The following is a 20594-nucleotide window of genomic DNA, read 5'->3' on the forward strand; positions in this document are numbered from 1 at the left end:
GCTGAGACGGCGGCCGCCGACCGAGCCGGGGTGGCGGGTGGGGTGGCGCGAACCCGCCGCCCCGGCACGGCGGTTGAACACCTGCGCACCTCCGCCCTCGCGGGTATGGATTTCGCACCGGAGTTGGGTGAAAGCGCTGTGGACCCGGCGACCACCATGGTTCGGTGATGGCGTATCAGGAGCCCACGTGGGCACACGTTGGCAGACGACGGCCATTACTTGGTTCACCCCCGAGGAGTGCCCGGCCACCTTCCGGCCCACCCTCCACACGTGCTTGCGGAGCTGACCATGCTCACCACGCTCAACACCGCCTACACCGACACCCGCGCCGGCGACCTCGCCTGGGCGCTCGGCCGCGAGCCGCTCCCCGCGCTGGCCACCCGCGATCTGGAACTCTCCGGCGCCCAGGTGCAGTTGCGTCTGCTGGGCGCGTCCCACCAGGTGCTGTTGGGCGAGGACGGGGAAAGATGCTCGGAGACCGTGGCCTGCATGCCCGGCAGCAGCAGCCCGCTGCCCATCGGCGTCTCCCGCCGGCTCGGCACCTGGGAGTACGAGTTCGCCGCGCGGGTCGAGACGCTCTCGCACACCTCGTTCACGGGCCGGGCCCGGGAGCTGCTCGCCCTGGTCGCCGACCACCCGCACGGCCTGGCCGGCACCTTCCCCGGCGACCCGTACGCGTTCACCGCGCTCCTCGTCCAGCGCGTCGGCCACCAGGTGAGCTGGCGCACCTGGCACGCCTACCCGCAGGAGCGGCGCCTGGTCGCCACGCGCAGCCGCGTCGCCGTGCGGGCCCGGGAGGAGGCGGCGGCCTGACACCCGGCCCCGGTGGCGCGGGGCCGGGTGGCGGGGCGCGAGGGCGCGGTGGGCGAGGAGCCCGACGGCTGCCTGCGGGGGGAGGTGAATCCACCCTTGGGAGTGACCCTGCGGAGGTTTGCCGTCACGTAGCGTTGCGTTCATGATCGACCAGCCCGTGTCCCGTGGGCCGGTGCGCCCCACCGCGCCGCGCCCGGCGCCGGGCGAATCGTCCCTGCACCTGCCCGTGCCGCCGGGCGTCGGCCGCTTCCTCGTCCTGTGCTCCGTCTTCGTCTGCGCCGCCTGCGGACTGGTGTACGAGCTGGCCCTCGTCGCCCTGGCCACCTACCTCACCGGGGACTCGGTCACCCAGGCCTCCATCGTGCTCTCGGTGATGGTCTTCGCCATGGGCGTCGGCTCGCTGCTCGCCAAGCGGCTGCGCTGCCGGGCCACCGTCGGCTTCGGGGTCATCGAGGCGCTGCTCGCCCTGGTCGGGGGCGGCTCCGCGATGGCGCTGTACGCCTGCTTCGCCTGGTTCGGCGTCTCGCGCCCCGTCCTGGTCGCCTTCTCGCTCGTGCTCGGCGTACTGATCGGCGCGGAGATGCCGCTGCTGATGACGCTGATCCAGCGCATCCGGGCCCAGGACGCGGGCGGCGCCGTCGCCGACCTCTTCGCCGCCGACTACGTGGGCGCGCTCATCGGCGGCCTGGCCTTCCCGTTCCTGCTGCTCCCGCTCTTCGGCCAGCTCACCGGGGCGCTCCTGGTCGGCGTGGTGAACGCGGTCGCCGGGGGCGCGGTCGTGCTGTGGCTGTTCCGGCACGACCTCACCCCCGGCGCCCGGGCCGGGATGCTGCTGGCCTTCGCCTCGGTGCTGGCCCTGCTCGGCACGGGGGCCGCCGTCGCCCGGCCGTTCGAGGAGGCCGCCCGGCACGCCGTCTACGGCGCCGACGTGCGGGTGGCGGTGCACACCGCGGCGCAGGAGATCGTGCTCACCGAGGGACGCAGCCCCCGGGACGGCGGGCCCTGCGGGTTCGAGCTGTTCCTCGACGGGCGCCTGCGGGTGTGCGGCGCGGACGAGGCCCGCTACCACCAGGCGCTGGTGCGCCCGGCGCTGGCCGCCGGGCCGCGCTCCCGCGTCCTCGTCCTCGGCGGGGGCGACGGGCTGGCCCTGCGCGAAGTGCTGCGCCACGCCGACGTGCACGCGGTCACCGTCGTCGACCACGACCCCGACCTGGTGGCGCTGGCCCGCAGCGATTCCGAGCTCTCGGCGCGCAACGGCGACGCCTTCGCCGACCCCCGGGTCCGGGTGGTGACCGCCGACGCCTTCCGCTGGCTGCGCGCCTGGCCCGGGAGCGGCGAGGCCCCCTACGACGTCGTCCTCTCCGGCCTGCCCGACCCGCGCCTGGCCGAGAGCGCGCGGCTGTACTCGCGGGAGTTCTACGGGCTGCTGCCCCGGGCGCTGAGCGAGGACGGCCGGGTCGCCGTGCACGCCGGGTCGGTGCGCGGCTCCGGGCACGCCTTCTGGACGGTGGCGGCCACCCTCCGGGCGGCGGGCCTGCACCCCGTCCCCTACGCCGTCGACGGGCGGCGCACCGGCCACCCCGCCGGCACCGACCGCGCCCCGGGGGACGGCCATCCCGCCGACTGGGGCTTCCTGCTCGCCGCGCCCGCCGCCCCGCCGCCGCTCGGCCTCGTCCCGGCCGCGCCCACCGGCGGTGCCTTCACCGCCGCCGACCTGGAGCGCGCCGCGCGGACCGCCCTGCGGCACCGGATGACCGGGCTGCCCCCGTCCACGCTGCCGCACCCCCGGTACGGGGGTTGAGCGTCGGCCGAGGGCACCGGCGGGGCGGGCGGGATCGACGTCAGATCCGGCCCGCACGGGTAGGCTCCGCACCATGGAGCATGAGCTGTACGTTCCGTTTCCGGTCGGGTCGGTCCGGGCGGCGCTCGCGGAGCCCGAGCGCGTCGCCCGCTGCGTGCCGGGGTTCCAGCCCGACGCCTCCGACGCCTCTCCGGCACCGGACGCCGACACGGCCGTCGCCGGACGCCTGCGCCTGCGCATCGCCGGCTCCACCATCACCTACCGGGGCACGCTGGCGATCGCCGCGGGCGAGGACGGCTTCCACGTCACCGGCGAGGGCAGCGAGGCCCGGGGCGAGGGCAACGCCCGCCTCACGCTGACGCTCACGCCCCGCGCCGCGTCCTCCCCGGAGTCCGGGGAGGGCACCGCGCTGGCCTGCGCCGGGAGCGTGCGCAGCACGGGGCGCCTGTCCCGGGTGGAGCCCAGGCAGCGCACGTCCACCGGGCACCGGCTGCTGGAACGGTTCGGCGAGGCGCTCGCGGAGAGCCTCGCGGCCGACCCGCCCGCCGACGACAACGCGCCCGTCATCCCCGGCATCCCGGCCCCCGAGTCGCCGGAGCCCACCGGCGCCGGGTCCGGCGCCCCGGAGCACGCCCGGACGGAACCCACGGACCCGGAGCCGACCGGGGCGGAGTCCGCCGGGCCGCAGTCCTACGGCGGCCCGGAGACCTCCGACGGCCCGGCCGGCCCCGTCTTCGACACCCCGGCCCCGCCGCCCTCCTCCGACCCGCTCGGCCCGCTCGATCCGCTCGATCCGCTCGACCCGCCGGCCGAGGAGGATGCCGCCGAGGAGGTCGGCGCCGGGGCCGCCGCGCGGTACGTCGCGGGCTCCCCGGCTCCCGCCGAGGCGGCCCACGCGCGGCGCACCATGATCGGCCGCAGCGCGGAGGAGGTCGACCACGCGCCTCCGCGGGGCCGCTACGCCCCCGAGCCCGCGCCGGAGACGGTCTCCACCGCCGCCCTGCGCTGGGCCGCTCCGGTGGCCGCCCTGGCCCTGGCCTCCGCCGTCGTGGTGTCCCGCGTGCTGCGCCGCCGCCGCTGACGCCCGCCTCCCGCCCCCGCGCGGCCCCGTGCTTGCCGCCGCGGTGAGGCGCCGGGGCGGCGAGGCGTCGCCGCGGAGGCGGCCCAGGCCGGGTCCCGTCGCCGGTGGCGCGCGGGGTCGCGGGCCGGCGGTGCGCGGGGTCGGCGCGGATACGGCCTACGCTCGCCACGTGAGTACGCAGAACACGGAGGTCCGGCTGAGCGCCGGAGGGACGCGGGTGACGTTCGAGCCGGAGCGGGGGTGCGCCATCGCCTCCATCGAGGTCGGTGGCACGGAACTGCTCGCCCGCCCGGCGTTCGTGATGGCGCCCTGGTGCGGGCGCACCGACCACGGGCGGTTCCGCGCCGGGGCCGACACCCATCAGCTTCCCGTCAACGAACCGCCGCACGCGCTGCACGGCTTCGCGCGGGACGGTCGCTGGCGCACCGTCAGCGCGGACGAGCGCGCGGCGGCGTTCCTGTGGGCACTGGGCGATCCGTGGCCGTGGTCGGGCACGGTCACCCACCTCGCCGAGCTGGCGGAGGACGGCGCTTCCCTCACCCTCACCCTCGGGGTGGAGGCGGCGTCCGACTCCTTCCCCGCCCAGGCCGGCTGGCATCCGTGGTTCCGGCGCACCCTCGCCCCGGGCGGGCCGTCGGCCCGGGTGGAGTTCGACCCCGCCTGGCAGGAGGAGCGCGGCGCCGACCACCTGCCCACCGGCCGCCGCGTCGATCCCCGGCCCGGGCCGTGGGACGACTGCTTCGGCATGCCGGACGGCGTGGACGTCACCCTCACCTGGCCCGGTGAGCTGGCGGTGCGGGTGACCAGCCGGGCCGAGTGGGTCGTCCTGTACGACGAGGAGGAGGACGCGGTGTGCGTCGAGCCGCAGTCCGGGCCGCCCAACGGCCTCAACACGCACCCGCGGCTCGTCACGCCGATCGCACCGCTGGAGATCACCACGACCTGGTCCTGGCGGCGGCCGTGAGGCGCGCGCCCACGGCTCGATAGGGTCAAGGCCATGACCGACGCGCGCGCTGCCCTGCTCGGGCAGATCAAGGACAAGGCCGTGGTGCACGGCAAGGTGATCCTCTCCTCCGGGCGGGAGGCCGACTACTACGTCGACCTGCGCCGCATCACGCTGGACGGCGCGTCGGCCCCGCTGGTCGGGCAGGTCATGCTGGATCTCACCGCCGCCCTGGAGTACGACGCCGTCGGCGGCCTCACCCTGGGCGCCGACCCGGTCGCCACGGCCATGCTGCACGCCGCCGCCGCGCGGGGGCGGCACCTGGACGCCTTCGTGGTGCGCAAGACCGGCAAGGCCCACGGGTTGCAGCGCCGTGTCGAGGGTCCGGACGTCGCCGGCCGCCGCGTGCTGGCCGTCGAGGACACCTCCACCACCGGCGGCTCGGTGCTCACGGCCGTCGAGGCGCTGAGGGAGGCCGGTGCGGAGGTCGTGGGCGTCGCCGTGATCGTCGAGCGTGGCGCGGCACCGGCGGTGGAGCGGGCCGGGCTGCCCTACTACCAGGCGTACGACCAGACCGACTTGGGCCTGGCCTGACCGAGCGTTCCCGGAGGGCGGCGGGTTTCACGGGTTTCACGTGAAACCTGCCGCCCTCCGGTGTGTCCACCGAGCGGACGGTCCCTCCGGCGCCTGGGGGGCCGTCTGGGAAGATGGGTCCGACGACGACGTCGCCCAAGGTCAGGGCCCCACGCACACCCGCACATCTCACAAGGAGCGGACAGATGCCCATCGCAACCCCCGAGATCTATAACGAGATGCTCGACCGGGCGAAGGCCGGCAAGTTCGCCTACCCGGCCATCAACGTGACCTCGACCCAGACCCTGCACGCGGCGCTGCGTGGGTTCGCGGAGGCCGAGAGCGACGGCATCGTCCAGATCTCCACCGGTGGTGCGGAGTTCCTGGGCGGCCAGTACAGCAAGGACATGGTCACCGGCGCGGTGGCGCTGGCCGAGTTCGCGCACGTCGTCGCCGCGAAGTACCCCGTCAACATCGCCCTGCACACCGACCACTGCCCCAAGGAGAAGCTGGACGGCTACGTGCGTCCGCTGCTGGAGATCTCCCGCCAGCGTGTGGCCGCCGGGCAGAACCCGCTGTTCCAGTCGCACATGTGGGACGGCTCCGCCGAGACGCTCGCCGACAACCTGCGGATCGGCCAGGAGCTGCTGGCCCAGGCCGCCGCCGCGAAGATCATCCTTGAGGTCGAGATCACCCCGACCGGCGGTGAGGAGGACGGCGTCACCCACGAGATCAACGACGAGCTCTACACCACGGTGGACGACGCCCTGCGCACCGCCGAGGCGCTGGGGCTGGGCGAGAAGGGCCGCTACCTGCTGGCCGCCTCGTTCGGCAACGTGCACGGCGTCTACAAGCCGGGCAACGTCGTCCTGCGCCCCGAGCTGCTGAAGGATCTCCAGGAGGGCGTCGCCGCGCGGTACGACCGGCAGAACCCCTTCGACTTCGTCTTCCACGGCGGCTCCGGCTCCACCGAGGAGGAGATCGCGACGGCGCTGGAGAACGGTGTCGTGAAGATGAACCTGGACACCGACACCCAGTACGCCTTCACCCGGCCCGTCGCGGACCACATGTTCCGCAACTACGACGGCGTGCTGAAGGTGGACGGCGAGGTCGGCAACAAGAAGGTCTACGACCCGCGGAGCTGGGGCAAGCTGGCCGAGGCCTCCATGGCCGAGCGGGTCCGCCTCGCCTGCGCGAACCTGCGCTCGACGGGCACCAAGCTCAAGTGACGACGCCGCACGACGGCACCGCGTAGGGGCGCGCCCGCCCCCACGCACGCTCCCTCGGGGCCCGGCCGGTGGCCGGGCCCCGAGCCGTCTGCGCGGTTTCCGGGCTGTTCTGTGTGGCCGGGCTGTTCTGCCGTCCTCCGGGCCGTTCGGCGGGGGCCTCCGAATCTTTTTGCACGGCCGCCGGGGCGTCCGCGCGGCGCCTGGGCCGTTCCGCGCGGCCTCGGGGTCGTTCTGCCCGGCCTCCGGGGCATGCCGCGCGGGCCGTGGGTCGCCTCGTATGGCGCTCGGGGCTGTGGTGCGCGGGGCCGTGGGCTGTCCCGTATGGCTTCCGGGCCGCCGCGCACGGCCCCGCGCCGTCCTGCGCTGCCCGCCCGGTGCGGCCCCGCCCGACGTGTGCCCGGGCCGTGCGGAGTGGGCCCGGACGGTCTGTCGCTCCACGGCCTCGCCCGGGGCCGTCCGTGCCGCGTCCCGGGTCGGCTGCGGGGGTCCGCCCGTGGGCGCGCGGGTCCGTCCGCCCGTGGGCGCGCGGGTCCGTCCGCCGACGGGTCGGAACCGTGGGGGAGCCGCCCGCCGCCCGGTGCGCGCCCGGCCCTGTCCGGCCGCTGTCCCGCCGGTGTCCGGCGTCGCTCGGGGTCGCGTGTTGCCGCACGGGCCCCGGCGTCGTCCGGCCGGTGCGTCGCCGGTCGCGCGTGCCGTCGTCCGCGTTGTGCGGGATCGGGCGTCCCGGGTGGGGGGTGACAAGGCACACTGGGGGTATGGCCATTCACGAGAACCTGCTCGGGGGACCGCCTCCGACGCACCTGCCCGACGACCCGGAGCCGCGAGAGGCGCTCGCGGCGGGTACCGCGCCGGCCGACGTCGCCGCGAAGTATCCCGCGTCCTCGCTCGCCTGGGCGCAACTGGCCGACGAGGCGTTCGAGGCGGGCAACGCCGTCGAGTCCTACGCCTACGCCCGCACCGGTTACCACCGCGGCCTGGACGCCCTGCGGCGCAGCGGCTGGAAGGGCCACGGCCCCGTGCCGTTCGAGCACGAGCCGAACCGCGGCTTCCTGCGCGCCCTCCACGCCCTCGCCCGCGCCGCCGAGGCGATCGGTGAGCAGGAGGAGTACGAGCGCTGCACCACCTTCCTGAAGGAGAGCTCGCCCACCGCGGCGGCCACCCTCGGCTGACCCGCGCCCGCACGGTCGGCCCTTGCCGTCACCGGGCCCGCCGGAGATGATCGCGGCAGGCCCGGTGACCCCGGGCGGACGTGCGAGGAGACCTTCGATGCAGGACAGCCCATCCGCTCCCAACCTGGATTTCGCGGGAACGACGCCGTACGAGGACTACGTGCAGGCGGACGTCCTGACCCACCTCCAGCACCCGCTCACGGACGACCCCGGTGAGCTGGTGTTCCTGGTCACCACCCAGGTCATGGAGCTGTGGTTCACCGTCATCGTGCACGAGTGGCAGACCGCCGCGGAGGCGCTGCGGCGGGACGAGCTGCGCACGGCGCTGGAGGCGCTGAAGCGCTCCACCTACGAGCTGCAGGCGCTGAACGGCTCCTGGGAGCCGCTGGCGCACCTGACCCCGGCGCAGTTCAACTCCTACCGGGCCGCTCTCGGCGAGGGCTCCGGCTTCCAGTCCGCGATGTACCGGCGCCTGGAGTTCCTGCTGGGCGAGAAGTCGGCGTCGATGCTCGTGCCGCACCGCGGCGCCCCGCGGGTGCACGACGAGCTGGAGAAGGCCCTGCACCAGCCCGGCCTGTACGACGAGGCGCTGCACTTCCTGGCCCGGCACGGCGCGAAGATCCCGCGCGCGGTGCTCGACCGGGACGTCAGCCAGCGGTACGAGCCCAGCGAGGCGGTCGAGGCCGCGTGGGTGGACGTGTACTCCGGCGACCCGGAGGCCCCGGCCGCCCGGCTCGGCGAGGCGCTCACGGAGGTCGCGGAGCTGGTGTGGCGCTGGCGCAACGACCACCTGGTCGCCACCCGGCGGGCCATGGGCGCCAAGGCGGGCACCGGCGGCTCGGCGGGCGTGGCCTGGCTGGAGAAGCGCGCCCGCAAGAACGTCTTCCCCGAGCTGTGGACGGCGCGTGGCCATGTCTGAGCGCGACGCACTGACGCGGGAGGCGGCCCGGCTGGACGCGGCGGACCCGCTGGCCGGGCGGCGCGAACTGTTCGTGCTGGAGGACCCGGAGCACCCCGAGGGCGCCGTCTACCTGGACGGCAACTCGCTCGGCGCGCTGCCGCGCGCGGTGCCCGACCGGATCGCCGACGTGATCGCCCGCGAGTGGGGGCAGTTGCGCATCCGCTCCTGGACGGAGTCCGGCTGGTGGGAGGCGCCCGAGCGCATCGGTGACCGGATCGCGCCGCTGGTGGGCGCAGCCCCCGGCCAGATCGTGGTCGGGGACTCGACGTCCGTCAACGTCTTCAAGGCGCTCGTGGGCGCCGTGCGCCTGGCCGACGCGGACGGCCCCCGGGGCGCGGCCCGCGACGAGATCCTGGTGGACGCCGCCACCTTCCCCACCGACGGCTACATCGCCCACTCCGCGGCCCGGATGACCGGCCGTACCGTGCGGGCGGTGCCGCCCGGGGAGCTGGCGGACGCGGTCGGCGGGCGCACCGCCGCCGTGCTGCTCAACCACGTGGACTACCGCACCGGGGAGCTGCACGACCTGCCCGGCGTCACGGCCGCCGCGCACGCCGCGGGCGCCCGCCTGGTCGCGGACCTGTGCCACAGCGCGGGGGCGCTGCCGGTGGGTCTGGACGAGCACGGCGTCGACTTCGCCGTCGGCTGCACCTACAAGTACCTCAACGGCGGCCCCGGCGCGCCCGCGTACCTCTACCTGCGTGCCGAGCACCAGGCCCGGTTCGACTCGCCGCTGCCGGGCTGGCACTCCCACCGCGACCCGTTCGGGATGACGCCGGACTTCGCGCCCGCCGCCGACGCGCGCCGGGGCCGGGTGGGCACCCCCGACCTGCTGTCGATGCTGGCGCTGGAGGCCGCGCTGACCGTCTGGGACGGGGTGGACGTCGCGGAGGTGCGCGCGAAGTCGCTGGCGCTGAGCGACTTCTTCCTGCGCTGCGTGGCCGACCTCGCCCCCGCCGGCCGGGTGGTCTCGCTGACGCCCGAGGACCACGCGCGGCGCGGCAGCCAGATCGCGCTGGAGTGCCCGCAGGCCGAGGAGGTGATGGCCGAGCTCGTCAAGCGCGGTGTGGTCGGTGACCACCGCCGCCCCGGGGTGCTGCGCTTCGGGTTCACACCGCTGTACACGTCCTTCGCGGACGTCGAGCGCGCGGCGCGCACCCTGGCCGGGGTGCTGCGGGACGTGGAGGGCCGACCGTGAGCGACGCCGAGGAGCGCGAGCTGCTGAGGCTGGACCCCGTCGCGCCGGAGGAGACCGAGCGCTACGGGGAGCATCCCGCGCAGGTCGTGGACTTCTTCGGGCGCCGCGGCGGGCCCCGGGTCACCGTGCTGCACGGCGGCTTCTGGCGCGAGGCCTTCGACCGCTCCCACCTGACGCCGTTCGCGGCCGCGCTGGCCGGGCACGGGTTCGCCGTGGAACTCGTGGAGTACCGCAGGGTCGGCGGGGGCGGCGGCTGGCCGGTCACCGCCGAGGACGTGGCCGCCGCGCTGGACCACCTCGGCGGCCCGCCCAAGGTGCTGCTCGGGCACTCGGCCGGCGGCCAGCTCGCGCTGTGGGCGGCGGCGCGCCGGGACCGCGCCGCCGACCGGGTCGTGGCGCTGGCCCCGGTGGCGGACCTGGGGCGGGCGGCCGACCTCGGGCTGAGCGCCGGCGCGGTGGGCGAGTTCCTCGGCGCCCACCCGCCGGACGAGGCCGACCCGATGCGCCTGCTGCCCCGGGTGCCGGTGGAGCTGCTGCACGGCACCGCGGACCTCGACGTGCCCGTCGAGCTGTCGCGGCGGTACGCGGCGAACTGGGGCGCCCGGTTGCACCTGCTGCCGGGCACCGGGCACTACGCGCCCCTCCTCCCGGGGCGCCCGGCGTTCGGCGTGCTCGTCGACGTCCTCCGCCGCGGCTGAGCCAACCGCCCCCGGCCCCACGGCCCGGCCCACGGCTCCGGCCTCGCGGGCCCGCCCCACACGGCTCCGTGTGGGGCGGTGGCGTCCGGGCGGTGCCACGGCCCCGCGCGTGGCCCCGTGGGCCCGGACCCCGGCGTCCCGCGTGGGCGGGGTGCGAGGCGCGCTCCGGCCCCGGGCGGGCGCGGGGGTGCGCGGCCGGCCGGGGCCGGGCGGGGCGGCTCAGTCCAGGAACGAGCGGAGCTGGATCGTCTCGTCGCGGCCGGGGCCGACGCCGATCGCGGAGACGGGCGCGCCGGACATCTCCTCCAGGGCCCGCACGTACCCCTGCGCGTTCTTCGGCAGGTCGGCGAAGGAGGTGGCCTTGGTGATGTCCTCGGACCAGCCCGGCAGGTACTCGTAGACCGGCTTCGCGTGGTGGAAGTCGCTCTGGTTGTACGGCAGCTCGGTGACGCGCCGCCCCTCGACCTCGTAGGCCACGCACACCGGGATGCGCTCCCAGCCGGTGAGGACGTCGAGCTTGGTGAGGAAGAAGTCCGTCAGCCCGTTGACGCGGGTGGCGTAGCGGGCGATGACGGCGTCGAACCAGCCGCAGCGCCGGTCGCGTCCCGTGGTGACGCCCTTCTCGCCGCCGATCGTGCGCAGCTTCTCGCCGTCCTCGTCGAGCAGCTCGGTCGGGAAGGGGCCCGCGCCCACGCGTGTGGTGTACGCCTTGAGGATGCCGATGACGCGGCTGATCCGGGTCGGGCCCACGCCCGCGCCGGTGCAGGCGCCGCCGGCCGTCGGGTTGGAGGAGGTGACGAACGGGTACGTGCCGTGGTCCACGTCCAGCAGGGTGCCCTGGCCGCCTTCGAAGAGGACGACCTTGCCGTCGTCGATGGCGTCGTTGAGCACCAGCGTCGTGTCGCACACGTAGCCGGCGAGCTGGTCGGCGTAGCCCAGCAGCTCCTCGACGACCTGCTCGGCGCTGACCGAGCGGCGGTTGTAGAGCTTGGCCAGCACCTGGTTCTTGAAGTCCAGCGCGGCGTCGACCTTCTGCCGCAGGATGGACTCGTCGAACAGGTCCTGCACCCGGATGCCCACGCGGTTGATCTTGTCCGCGTAGGTGGGCCCGATGCCCCGCCCGGTCGTGCCGATCCTCCGCTTCCCGAGGAAGCGCTCCGTCACCTTGTCGATCTCCGTGTGGTACGGCGTGATCAGGTGCGCGTTGCCGCTGAGCAGCAGCTTGGAGGTGTCGACCCCGCGCTCGTTCAGACCGCGCAGCTCACTCAGCAGCACCGCCGGGTCGACGACGACACCGTTGCCGATCACCGGGGTGCAGCCGGGGGAGAGGATGCCGGAGGGCAGCAGGTGCAGGGCGTATTTCTGGTCACCGACGACGACGGTGTGGCCGGCGTTGTTGCCGCCCTGGAAGCGGACGACGTAGTCGACGGAGCCACCGAGCAGGTCGGTGGCCTTCCCCTTCCCCTCATCTCCCCACTGGGCACCGAGCAGCACAAGCGCGGGCACAGGCGTACACCCCTTCCGGGCGGGGCATGTCCAACGTGCGAGTGGCGGAGGCACGCGTGCGCGCGGCCACGTCGCGTGGCGTGACGCGACGTGGTGGCGCAGGCGCCGCCACGAGAGCCGTGAACCGGTGCCCCGGATAGACCGAAGCCCCTGGCGCAACAGCGGCAGGGGCTCTTGCACCGAGAGATTACCTGAGAAGGGACCAACGTGTCGGCTCCAGACCTGCTCGTGGTCGTCGATCCGGTGGCCCGCCACGTCGACGCGGAGTCCGTGCGCATCGCCCGGGACGTGCTGGGCGCGGGGCCGGTCAGCGTCAAGGTGTGCCTGCCGCGGGGCCGGGAGGAGGTCGCGCGGGCGGTGGCCCGGCGCGGGCGGCGCCGCCCGGTGGTCGTCGGCGACGACCGGGCGCTGCTGGGCGTGGTCGAGCAGTTGCACCGGGAGCGCGCGGGCACGGGGTGCCGGGACGCGGCCCCGGCGCTGTTGGGCGTGGTGCCGGTGGGGCCGGAGTGGACGGTGAGCCTGGCGCGGGGCCTCGGGCTGCCCGCGGACGCGGTGGCGGCCGCCCGCGCGGTGCTGGCGGGTGCCGAGGAGCCGCTGGACCTGCTGGTGGAGGACGGCGGCCCGGTGCTGCTGGGCGGCGTGCGCATCCCGTCCGTGGCCCGCCCCGCCCGTGGCCCCGCGCGCCCTCCGGAGGGGACGGCGCCGGGGGTGCTGGGCTCGCTCGGGCGGTGCGCGGCGCGGGTGTGGCCCGGTCGGCGCCCGGCCGTGCCGCTGCCCCGGCTGCGCGTGGAGGCGGACGGCGTGCTGCTCGCGGACCCGGGGCGGCCGGTGGCGGAGGTGTCGGTGTCCACGGGGTCCGGGGCCACGGGCGGCGGTCTGGCCGAGGTGGTGGTGCGTCCGGCGCCCGGTTCGGCCCGCGGCCCGGGCCCTGGGCGCGGCTGCGGCCCGGCCGTGCCGCCGGGGGCGGAAGCCGCGCTCGTCAGGGCGAGGGCGCGGGCCGTCACGGTCTCCGGCCCGGAGTTCGACACGCGGAGATGGACGGTGTCCCCGTCCGCCCTGCGCCTGACCCTGCCGCCCCGCTGAGCCCGCCGCCCGCAGCACCCGTGGCCCTCCGGGCCCTGGTCCCGCGTGCCCCGGCCTCCGGGCCCCGGCCAGGTGTCTCCGTCCCGCGTGCCGCCGACCGCTTGGCTCCCGCGGCGCCCGGCTCCGTCCGCCCGCTCCCGCGCCGCCCGCTCCCGCGCCGCCCGGCCCGCGTGCGTCCTGGCCGCGTGCCGGTGCGGCCCGCGGGCTCAGTCCTCCGCGTCCCGGCCCCGGACGTCCCCGGCGCGGGGTCCCTCGTCCGGTGCGGCGGCGCGGGGGGTGGCGTCCGCTTCGGCGCGCAGTTTGCGCCACCGGGCCATCATCTGCTCCAGCTCGTCGTGCAGGAAGGCGAGGAAATCCTGCGTCCGGGCCAGCCGGCGCCCACCGGGGGTGTCCGCGCCGAGCGCGGCGACGCCCTCGTCGAACGTCCTGAGCCAGCGGACGATCAGCGAGCCCCGGTTGAGGATGGACTCGTACCACACGTCGGCGTGCACCCGGTACTGCTCGCGGCGGGAGCCGGGGACGCGTTCGCGCGTGACCAGGTGCATCTGGTTCAGGTAGCGGACGGCGCCGGAGACGGCGGCCGGGCTGATGTGGAGCCGCTCGCTCAGTTCGGCGGAGCCGAGGGCCCCGCTGCGGGAGGCGAGCAGACAGGCGAAGACGCGGGCGGCCATGCGCTGCATGCCGGCCTCGGTGAGATCGGCGGCGAGCCGCTCCACGAAGGCGGCGATCGGCTCGGGGTAGTCGACGCCGCGGGCGTCGGCCCCGTCGGCACCGTCGCCGTCGTGCGGGGGCTGGGCGGGGTCGGATGCGGGCTTGGACACGTCACCATCCTCCCAGGTGGGACCCCGCCGGGTGGTCGGGGGTTTTGACGTTCTCCTAACTTCACAAACTTATGAAACAAGCGTAGCTTCGAAACCATGACAACGTCACGCACTGCCGCGATCTCCGTCGAAGGGCTGGTCAAGACCTTCGGCCGCACCCGCGCGCTCGACGGGCTCGACCTGACCGTCGGGGAGGGCGAGGTGCACGGCTTCCTCGGGCCCAACGGAGCCGGGAAGTCCACCACCATCCGGGTGCTGCTCGGCCTGCTGCGCGCCGACTCCGGCACCGCCCGGCTGCTGGGCCGCGACCCCTGGCACGACGCCGTCACGCTGCACCGGCGCCTCGCGTACGTGCCCGGCGACGTCGAGCTGTGGCCGAACCTCACCGGCGGCGAGGCCATCGACCTGCTCGCCACGCTGCGCGGCGGCCTCGACCGGCGCCGCCGCGACGAGCTCACCGAGCGCTTCGACCTGGACCCCACCAAGAAGGGCCGCAGCTACTCCAAGGGCAACCGGCAGAAGGTCGCCATCGTCGCCGCGCTCGCCTCCGACGCCGAGCTGCTGCTCCTGGACGAACCCACCGCGGGGCTCGACCCGCTCATGGAGGTCGTCTTCCAGGACGTCATCGGCGAGGCGAAGGCCACCGGCCGCACCGTGCTGCTCTCCAGCCACATCCTGGCCCAAGTGGAGAAGCTGTGCGACCGCGTCAGCATCGTGCGGCTCGGCCAGGTCGTGCAGGCCGGGACGCTCAGCGAGCTGCGCCACCTCACCCGCACCACCGTGGAGGCCGAGACCGAGCGCCCCGTCGACGGGCTCGACACGCTGCCCGGGGTGCACGACCTGCGCACCGAGGACGGCAGGCTGCGCTGCGCCGTCGACGGTGCCGAGCTGGACGCCGTCATCCGGCGCCTCAGCGCCGCCGGGGTGCGCAGCCTCACCAGCCACCCGCCGACCCTGGAGGAGCTGATGCTGCGTCACTACGGCGACGCGTACGGCGCGGCCCCCGCCGACGGCGGCCCGGACGCGGAGGCGGCGCGATGAGCACGCTCGCCACCACCGCCCCCGCCGCCCGGCGCGGGGGGAGCACCCTCACCGGCACCGGCACGCTGCTGCGCTTCGCGCTGCGCCGGGACCGGGTGCGGCTGCCGGTGTGGGTCGCCGCCCTCACCCTGGGCACGGCCGCCACCGCCAACAGCTTCCACGGCCTCTACCCGGACGCGAAGGCCCGCGCGACCGCCGCCGAGTCCGTCAGCAGCCCCGCCGGGCTCGCCATGACCGGCCCCGAGCGCTACCTCGCCGACTACACCTACGGCGCCATGCTCGGCCACCAGATGCTCGGCTTCACCGCCGTCATGGTGGCCCTGCTCAGCGTGCTCACCCTCACCCGGCACACCCGCACCGAGGAGGAGACCGGGCGAGCGGAGCTGGTGCGCTCCGCCGCCGTCGGGCGGCACGCCCCGCTGGCCTCCGCGCTCGGCGTCGCCGTCGTCGCCAACCTCGCCGTGGCCGCCGCGTTCACCCTGGTCCTGGGCGGCCAGGGGCTGGCGGGCGTCGGCTGGGGCGGGTCGGTGCTCTACGGCGCCGCGCACGCCGCCGTGGGCCTGTTCCTCGCCGCCGTCGCCGCGGTGACGGCGCAGGTCACCGCGCACTCCCGGGGCGCCTCCGGGCTGGCCTTCGCCGTGCTCGGGCTCGCCTACCTGCTGCGCGCGGTCGGCGACGTGGGCAGCGGCGCCCTGTCCTGGCTGTCGCCGATCGGCTGGGCCCAGCGCACCTACGTCTACGCCGAGGACCGCTGGTGGCCGCTGCTGCTGTCGCTGGCCGTGACCGCCGCCGTGCTGGCGCTCGCCGTGCTGCTCAGCACGCGCCGCGACGTCGGCGCCGGGCTGCGCCAGAGCCGGGGCGGCCCCGCGCGGGCCGCCACCGCCCTCACCCGGCCGCTCGGGCTGGCCTGGCGGCTGCACCGCGGGCTGCTCCTCGGGTTCGCCGTCGCCCTGTTCGTGCTCGGCGCCGCCTACGGGGGCGTGCTCGGCGACGCGGAGGAGATGGTCGGTGACGTGGCGGCCTTGGAGGAGGCGCTCGCCCGGCTGGGCGGGGCGAGCGTGGCCGAGTCCTTCGCGTCCATGGTGATGATCATCCTGGCGGTGATCGCCGCCATCTACGTCGTGCTCGCCGCGCTGCGGCCCCGGGCCGAGGAGAGCGGGCGGCGCGCCGAACCGCTGCTGTCCACCGCCCTGTCCCGCTCCCGCTGGGTCGGCGGACACCTCACGGTCGCGCTGGCCGGCGGCACGCTCGTCCTGCTGGCGGCCGGGCTGGGCTTCGGCCTGACGGGTGCGTCCGCCACCGGCGACGGCGCCCTGGTGGGCGAGCTGGTCGGCGCCGCGCTGGCCTACGCCCCGGCCCTGTGGGTCACCGCCGGGGTGGCGGTGCTGCTGTACGGCTGGCTGCCGCAGGCGGTGACGCTGGCGTGGACGGTGCCGCTGCTGGCCTTCGTCGTCGGCTACCTCGGCCAGCTCCTCCAGTTCCCCGACTGGCTGACGCGCCTGTCGCCGTTCAGCCACGTCCCCCGGCTGCCCGCCGAGTCGCTGACCTGGACGCCGCTGCTCGTGCTGACGCTGCTGGCCGCGGTGCTCGTCGCCCTCGGCCTGGCGGGCTTCCGCCGCCGGGACCTGCTGACGAACTGACACCCCGAGGCGCCGTCGGCTGACGGCGGGCCAGTTCGCCGCCGACGCCCGGCCCCACACCCGGCGCCCCGTGCGGCCGTCGGCCGCACGGGGCGCGTCGCGCCCGGTTGGCGCAACGGGGTACCCGGGGGGCGGTACCCGGGGTGCGACGCGCCCGGGGCGCTGGTCGCATGGTCGACGAAGGCGCGCGGAACCGGCGGGGGACAAGCCCCCGCACGCGCGCCCGCTGACCGGAGGTCACAGCACCCCATGAAGATGCGCTCTCTCGCCACCGCCGCGGCATCCACCGCGCTCGTCCTCGGCATGGCCGCCCCCGCGTTCGCCGGTGGTGACACCGGCCACGGCGGCCTGACCCTCTACCCCTCGTCGGGCGGCCCCGGCACCCACGTCGAGGTCAAGGCCAACTGCAAGGACGGCGGGCACGGCACCGTCGCCTCGGACGCGTTCGCGCGCAGCCGCGCCCACCACGGCCGCCACCACCACGGCGACCGCCACCACCGCAAGGACACCTTCGCCTCGGCCACCGTCATGGGCGAGGGCCTCACCCCGGGCAAGAAGTACCAGGTGACCGGCTACTGCCGGAACCACCAGCCGCTCACCGGCACCTTCACCTACACCGGCGGCGTCGGCGGTGCCGCCAACGCCGGTCTGGGCGGCCTCGCGGCCGAGGCGGAGTCCGGCATGCCGGCCGCCGCGGGTGTCGCGGGCGGGCTGGCCGCCGCCGGTGCCGCCGGGTACTTCCTGGTCTGGCGCCGCCGGTCCGCCGGGGACCGGGCGTGAGCCGCCCCCGGATATCCCGGATACCGATGACGACGCGTCAGCAACGGGTCGCGGCGCGCGGTCGCCGTCTGGAAGGGGTGGCCGCGGCCGTGACCGTCCTCGTGGCCGGAGCGCTGTGCGCGGCGGCCCTGCCGGACGACGGCACGGCCGCGCAGCGCCCGCGACCCGGGCTCACCACGGTGGCCGACGGCGTGTCCCGTCCCCAGGCTGTGGACGCCGGACTCTCCCGGGCCGAGGGCCGGGAGAGTCCGGGGGCGGAGGCCGCCTCCCCGGCCCTGCCCCGCTCGGTGCCCACCCACGTGCGCATTCCGCAGCTCAAGGCGGACCTGGAGGTCTTCCCCGCCCCCGCCGAGAAGGACGGCACCCCGCCGGTCCCCGCCGAGGACGACGCCCACCGGGTGGCCTGGTACGAGCACGGACCCTCGCCCGGCGAGCAGGGGCCCGCGCTCCTCGTCGGCCACCTCGACACCCACAAGGGCCCGGCCGCGTTCGCCGGGGTCGGCTCGCTCGAACCCGGCGCCGAGGTCCGCGTCGCGCGGGCGGACGGCTCCACCGTGGTCTTCACCGTCGACTCCGTCGAGCAGTACGCCAAGGACCGCTTCCCCAACGACCGCGTCTACGGGCCCACCGAGCGGCCCCAGCTCCGGCTGATCACCTGCGGCGGGAGCTGGACGAAGGAGGAGGGCTATGACGCGAATATCGTCGCCTTCGCCAGCCTCGCCTCCTGACGCCCCCGCGTCCGCGACCGCGCACGGGCCGCCACCGCCACGGTGGCGGCCCGTGCGCGTCGCCCCTCCGACGCCCCCAAGGGCTTGACGGCCGTGTACGCCGCGGTGGCCCCGCGCCCCGGCCGTCGTGGCGGCCGGGGCGTCGCGGGCGCCGCGGCGGGGCCCGCGCCGTCCGGTGGCGGTGACGGCGGGACCCGCCGGGGGTGGAGGCATTACCCTTCGGGGAGACCCCGACGGCGAGCGTGAGGTACCCACGGCATGAGCAACAGGCCCGCTGACAAGGCGAGCGTCAAGGCCGCTGACCGGGCGCACGTCTTCCACTCCTGGTCCGCGCAGGGCGCGCTCGACCCGCTGCCCGTCCACCACGCCGCGGGCTCCTACTTCTGGGACTACGACGGCAACCGCTACCTGGACTTCGCCTCCCAGCTCGTCAACGCCAACATCGGCCACCAGCACCCCAAGGTGGTCGCCGCGATCCAGGAGCAGGCGGGGCGGATGTGCACCGTCGCGCCCGGCTTCGCCGTGGACGTGCGCTCCGAGGCCGCCCGCCTGGTCGCCGAGCGCACCCCCGGCGACCTGGACAAGATCTTCTTCACGAACGGCGGCGCCGAGGCGGTGGAGAACGCCGTGCGCATGGCGCGGCTGCACACCGGCCGCCCCAAGCTGCTGAGCGCCTACCGCTCCTACCACGGCGCCACCTCCACCGCGATCAACCTCACCGGCGACCCGCGCCGCTGGGCCAGCGACACCGGCACCGCCGGCGTCGTCCACTTCTGGGGCCCCTACCTCTACCGCTCGGCGTTCCACGCCACCAGCGAGGCCCAGGAGTGCGAGCGCGCGCTCGCGCACCTGGAGGAGACGATCGTCTTCGAGGGCGCGCACACCGTCGCCGCCGTCATCCTGGAGACCATCCCCGGCGGCTCGGGCATCCTCGTCCCGCCGCCCGGCTACCTTCCCGGCGTCCGGGAGATCTGCGACCGGTACGGCATCGTCCTCATCCTCGACGAGGTCATGGCCGGCTTCGGCCGCGCCGGGCGCTGGCTCGCGCTCGACCACTACCTGGAGAACGGCGCCGCCCCCGACCTCGTCACCTTCGCCAAGGGCGTCAACTCCGGCTACGTGCCGCTCGGCGGCGTCGCCATCTCCGCGGAGATCGCCGCCGACTTCGACGAGCGGCCCTACCCCGGCGGGCTCACCTACTCCGGGCACCCGCTCGCCTGCGCCGCCGCCGTCGCCACGCTGAACGCCATGGCCGAGGAGGGCATCGTCGACCACGCCGCGCACCTGGGCGAGCACGTGCTCGGCCCCGGGCTGCGCGCGCTGGCCGACCGGCACCCCGCCGTCGGCGAGGTGCGCGGCACCGGCGTCTTCTGGGCCCTCGAACTCGTCAGCGACCGCGAGCGCCGCACACCGCTCGTCCCCTACCAGGCCACCGGCGACGCCAACCGCCCGATGACCGAGCTCGCCGCCGCCTGCAAGCAGCGCGGGCTGTGGCCGCTGGTCTCCGGCAACCGGCTGCACGTCGTGCCGCCGTGCACGCTCAGCGAGGCCGAGGCGCGGGAGGGGCTGGCCATCCTGGACGCGGCCCTGGCCACCGCCGACGCCCACGCCGCGGGCTGAGGGCGACGGTGCCGGCCAGGTCACCGGGGGCCGCTCGGCCGTCCGGCACGTCCGGGCGCATCACCCGCAGCACCCTGCGGCAGCAGCTCGCGGAGGCGCTGCGCGACGAGGTGCTGGCCGGGCGCCTCCCGGCGGGGCACCCCTTCACCGTCAAGGAGATCGCCGAGCAGTACGGGGTCTCCGCGACGCCGGTGCGCGAGGCGCTGGTCGACCTGTGCGCGCAGGGCCTGCTGGACGTCGACCACCACCGCGGCTACCGCGTCCACGCGTTCACGTTCGCCGACTTCCTGGCCATCGTCCAGGCCCGCGCCCTGGTCATCGAGGGCGTCTTCCGCACCGCGGCGTTCACCGCGCTGCCCGCCTGCCGGCAGCCCCCGGGGGTGACCACGGCGGCCCTCGCCTCCATCCGGCGCCGCGCCGAGGCCGCCCGCCGCGCCGCGCTCAGCGGCGACCTGGACGTGCTGATCGGCTACGACCTGCGGTTCTGGCGGGAGCTCGGCGAGTTCGTCGGCAACCCCTACGTCACCGACTTCCTCGACCGGCTGCGCGTGCACGCCTGGGTGTTCGCCGTGCCCCACCTGCGCGTCCAGCGCGATTTGCGCGGCCTGCTGTGGACGGGGCACCTGGAGCTCGTGGCCGCCGTGGAGCGGGGCGAGGCGGCCGAGGTCGAGCGCATCGTCACCGCGTACAACGACCACGCGCGCGCCCTCGTCCACGCCCTCGCCGACCCCGCCACCGGTGCCGCGGCGGCCAGGGTCCGCCCCGTCGCGACGCCCGGCCCGGCGCCCCGCGGCGTCGCCGAATCGACCGAGTAGGCCGCCTGCGCCCACCACGCCGCCGATCCGGCGCCCTGCGACGCACCGCACCGAACGCCGCTCCCTGACGGGCGGACCCCGACGGACGCGGCAC

19 protein-coding genes are annotated in these 20594 nt (G+C 75.9%); 17 read left to right on the forward strand and 2 right to left on the reverse strand.

Translation table 11 applies throughout. From position 1 onward, the window contains the following. Positions 1-288: 288 nt before the first annotated feature. The 10 genes from OSB71_RS23190 to OSB71_RS23235 all read left to right on the forward strand — a co-directional run bounded on the left by OSB71_RS23190 (position 289) and on the right by OSB71_RS23235 (position 10466). Complete coding sequence (locus tag OSB71_RS23190) at positions 289-813, forward strand: DUF2617 family protein (RefSeq protein WP_265950776.1); 525 nt, start codon at positions 289-291, stop codon at positions 811-813. Between the two features lie 142 nt (positions 814-955). Further along, positions 956-2614, forward strand: coding sequence for a polyamine aminopropyltransferase (locus OSB71_RS23195; RefSeq protein WP_265950759.1), 1659 nt, complete (start codon positions 956-958; stop codon positions 2612-2614). Positions 2615-2687: 73 nt separating this feature from the next. Then, positions 2688-3695 (forward strand): SRPBCC family protein, encoded by a 1008-nt coding sequence (locus OSB71_RS23200; protein ID WP_265950760.1) that lies wholly within the window; start codon positions 2688-2690, stop codon positions 3693-3695. Between the two features lie 169 nt (positions 3696-3864). Beyond that, complete coding sequence (locus OSB71_RS23205) at positions 3865-4659, forward strand: aldose epimerase family protein (protein WP_265950761.1); 795 nt, start codon at positions 3865-3867, stop codon at positions 4657-4659. Between the two features lie 33 nt (positions 4660-4692). After that, the gene (gene pyrE, locus OSB71_RS23210) at positions 4693-5232 is read left to right on the forward strand and encodes an orotate phosphoribosyltransferase (protein WP_265950762.1); all 540 of its coding nucleotides are present in this window, start codon (positions 4693-4695) and stop codon (positions 5230-5232) included. Between the two features lie 185 nt (positions 5233-5417). Further along, positions 5418-6440, forward strand: a complete 1023-nt coding sequence (gene fbaA / locus OSB71_RS23215) for a class II fructose-bisphosphate aldolase (RefSeq protein WP_265950763.1) — start codon at positions 5418-5420, stop codon at positions 6438-6440. 755 nt (positions 6441-7195) lie between these two features. Beyond that, positions 7196-7609 carry a DUF3151 domain-containing protein gene (locus OSB71_RS23220; RefSeq protein WP_265950764.1) on the forward strand — a complete coding sequence of 138 codons (414 nt, stop codon included), beginning with the start codon at positions 7196-7198 and terminating at the stop codon, positions 7607-7609. A 97-nt stretch (positions 7610-7706) separates the two neighbouring features. Beyond that, entirely contained in the window at positions 7707-8528 is an 822-nt protein-coding gene (locus OSB71_RS23225; protein ID WP_265950765.1) for a tryptophan 2,3-dioxygenase family protein, read from the forward strand. Then, a complete protein-coding gene (gene kynU, locus OSB71_RS23230) occupies positions 8521-9768 on the forward strand; it encodes a kynureninase (protein WP_265950766.1) in 1248 nt (415 codons plus the stop codon). The genes OSB71_RS23225 and kynU overlap by 8 nt, the downstream gene beginning before the upstream one ends. After that, positions 9765-10466, forward strand: coding sequence for an alpha/beta hydrolase family protein (locus OSB71_RS23235; protein WP_265950767.1), 702 nt, complete (start codon positions 9765-9767; stop codon positions 10464-10466). The genes kynU and OSB71_RS23235 overlap by 4 nt, the downstream gene beginning before the upstream one ends. 219 nt (positions 10467-10685) lie before the next feature. On the opposite strand, the gene OSB71_RS23240 is transcribed toward OSB71_RS23235, so the two are convergent. After that, on the reverse strand, positions 10686-11972 hold the full coding sequence (locus OSB71_RS23240) for an adenylosuccinate synthase (RefSeq protein ID WP_265950768.1): 1287 nt from the start codon (positions 11970-11972) through the stop codon (positions 10686-10688). A 207-nt stretch (positions 11973-12179) separates the two neighbouring features. Here OSB71_RS23240 and OSB71_RS23245 point away from each other — a divergent pair, with 207 nt between their 5' ends. Continuing rightward, on the forward strand, positions 12180-13055 hold the full coding sequence (locus OSB71_RS23245) for a diacylglycerol kinase (RefSeq protein ID WP_265950769.1): 876 nt from the start codon (positions 12180-12182) through the stop codon (positions 13053-13055). A 206-nt stretch (positions 13056-13261) separates the two neighbouring features. On the opposite strand, the gene OSB71_RS23250 is transcribed toward OSB71_RS23245, so the two are convergent. Continuing rightward, positions 13262-13876, reverse strand: a complete 615-nt coding sequence (locus OSB71_RS23250; protein WP_416237316.1) for a GbsR/MarR family transcriptional regulator — start codon at positions 13874-13876, stop codon at positions 13262-13264. A 96-nt stretch (positions 13877-13972) separates the two neighbouring features. Here OSB71_RS23250 and OSB71_RS23255 point away from each other — a divergent pair, with 96 nt between their 5' ends. From OSB71_RS23255 to OSB71_RS23280, 6 genes are all read left to right on the forward strand, one after another. Then, a complete protein-coding gene (locus OSB71_RS23255; RefSeq protein WP_265950770.1) occupies positions 13973-14917 on the forward strand; it encodes an ABC transporter ATP-binding protein in 945 nt (314 codons plus the stop codon). Next, on the forward strand, positions 14914-16557 hold the full coding sequence (locus OSB71_RS23260) for an ABC transporter permease (RefSeq protein WP_265950771.1): 1644 nt from the start codon (positions 14914-14916) through the stop codon (positions 16555-16557). Before OSB71_RS23255 ends, OSB71_RS23260 begins: the two co-directional genes overlap by 4 nt. Positions 16558-16806: 249 nt before the next feature. Continuing rightward, positions 16807-17337 carry a hypothetical protein gene (locus OSB71_RS23265; RefSeq protein ID WP_265950772.1) on the forward strand — a complete coding sequence of 177 codons (531 nt, stop codon included), beginning with the start codon at positions 16807-16809 and terminating at the stop codon, positions 17335-17337. An 89-nt stretch (positions 17338-17426) separates the two neighbouring features. Continuing rightward, entirely contained in the window at positions 17427-18065 is a 639-nt protein-coding gene (locus tag OSB71_RS23270) for a class F sortase (protein WP_265950773.1), read from the forward strand. A 258-nt stretch (positions 18066-18323) separates the two neighbouring features. Beyond that, positions 18324-19685, forward strand: coding sequence for an aspartate aminotransferase family protein (locus OSB71_RS23275; protein WP_265950774.1), 1362 nt, complete (start codon positions 18324-18326; stop codon positions 19683-19685). Between the two features lie 8 nt (positions 19686-19693). Beyond that, positions 19694-20500, forward strand: a complete 807-nt coding sequence (locus tag OSB71_RS23280; protein ID WP_265950775.1) for a GntR family transcriptional regulator — start codon at positions 19694-19696, stop codon at positions 20498-20500. The last annotated feature ends 94 nt before the right edge of the window (positions 20501-20594 follow it).

The sequence above is a fragment of the Streptomyces marinisediminis genome (assembly GCF_026262575.1).
In the GTDB taxonomy this organism is placed as follows: Bacteria; Actinomycetota; Actinomycetes; order Streptomycetales; family Streptomycetaceae; genus Streptomyces; species Streptomyces marinisediminis.

Excerpts from the sequence above, each read along its gene's own strand:
- OSB71_RS23190 (WP_265950776.1), top strand. The coding sequence starts at position 289 with ATGCTCACCACGCTCAACACCGCCTACACCGACACCCGCGCCGGCGAC.
- OSB71_RS23195 (WP_265950759.1), top strand. The coding sequence starts at position 956 with ATGATCGACCAGCCCGTGTCCCGTGGGCCGGTGCGCCCCACCGCGCCG.
- OSB71_RS23200 (WP_265950760.1), top strand. The coding sequence starts at position 2,688 with ATGGAGCATGAGCTGTACGTTCCGTTTCCGGTCGGGTCGGTCCGGGCG.
- pyrE (WP_265950762.1), top strand. The coding sequence starts at position 4,693 with ATGACCGACGCGCGCGCTGCCCTGCTCGGGCAGATCAAGGACAAGGCC.
- fbaA (WP_265950763.1), top strand. The coding sequence starts at position 5,418 with ATGCCCATCGCAACCCCCGAGATCTATAACGAGATGCTCGACCGGGCG.
- OSB71_RS23220 (WP_265950764.1), top strand. The coding sequence starts at position 7,196 with ATGGCCATTCACGAGAACCTGCTCGGGGGACCGCCTCCGACGCACCTG.
- OSB71_RS23225 (WP_265950765.1), top strand. The coding sequence starts at position 7,707 with ATGCAGGACAGCCCATCCGCTCCCAACCTGGATTTCGCGGGAACGACG.
- kynU (WP_265950766.1), top strand. The coding sequence starts at position 8,521 with ATGTCTGAGCGCGACGCACTGACGCGGGAGGCGGCCCGGCTGGACGCG.
- OSB71_RS23255 (WP_265950770.1), top strand. The coding sequence starts at position 13,973 with ATGACAACGTCACGCACTGCCGCGATCTCCGTCGAAGGGCTGGTCAAG.
- OSB71_RS23260 (WP_265950771.1), top strand. The coding sequence starts at position 14,914 with ATGAGCACGCTCGCCACCACCGCCCCCGCCGCCCGGCGCGGGGGGAGC.
- OSB71_RS23265 (WP_265950772.1), top strand. The coding sequence starts at position 16,807 with ATGAAGATGCGCTCTCTCGCCACCGCCGCGGCATCCACCGCGCTCGTC.
- OSB71_RS23275 (WP_265950774.1), top strand. The coding sequence starts at position 18,324 with ATGAGCAACAGGCCCGCTGACAAGGCGAGCGTCAAGGCCGCTGACCGG.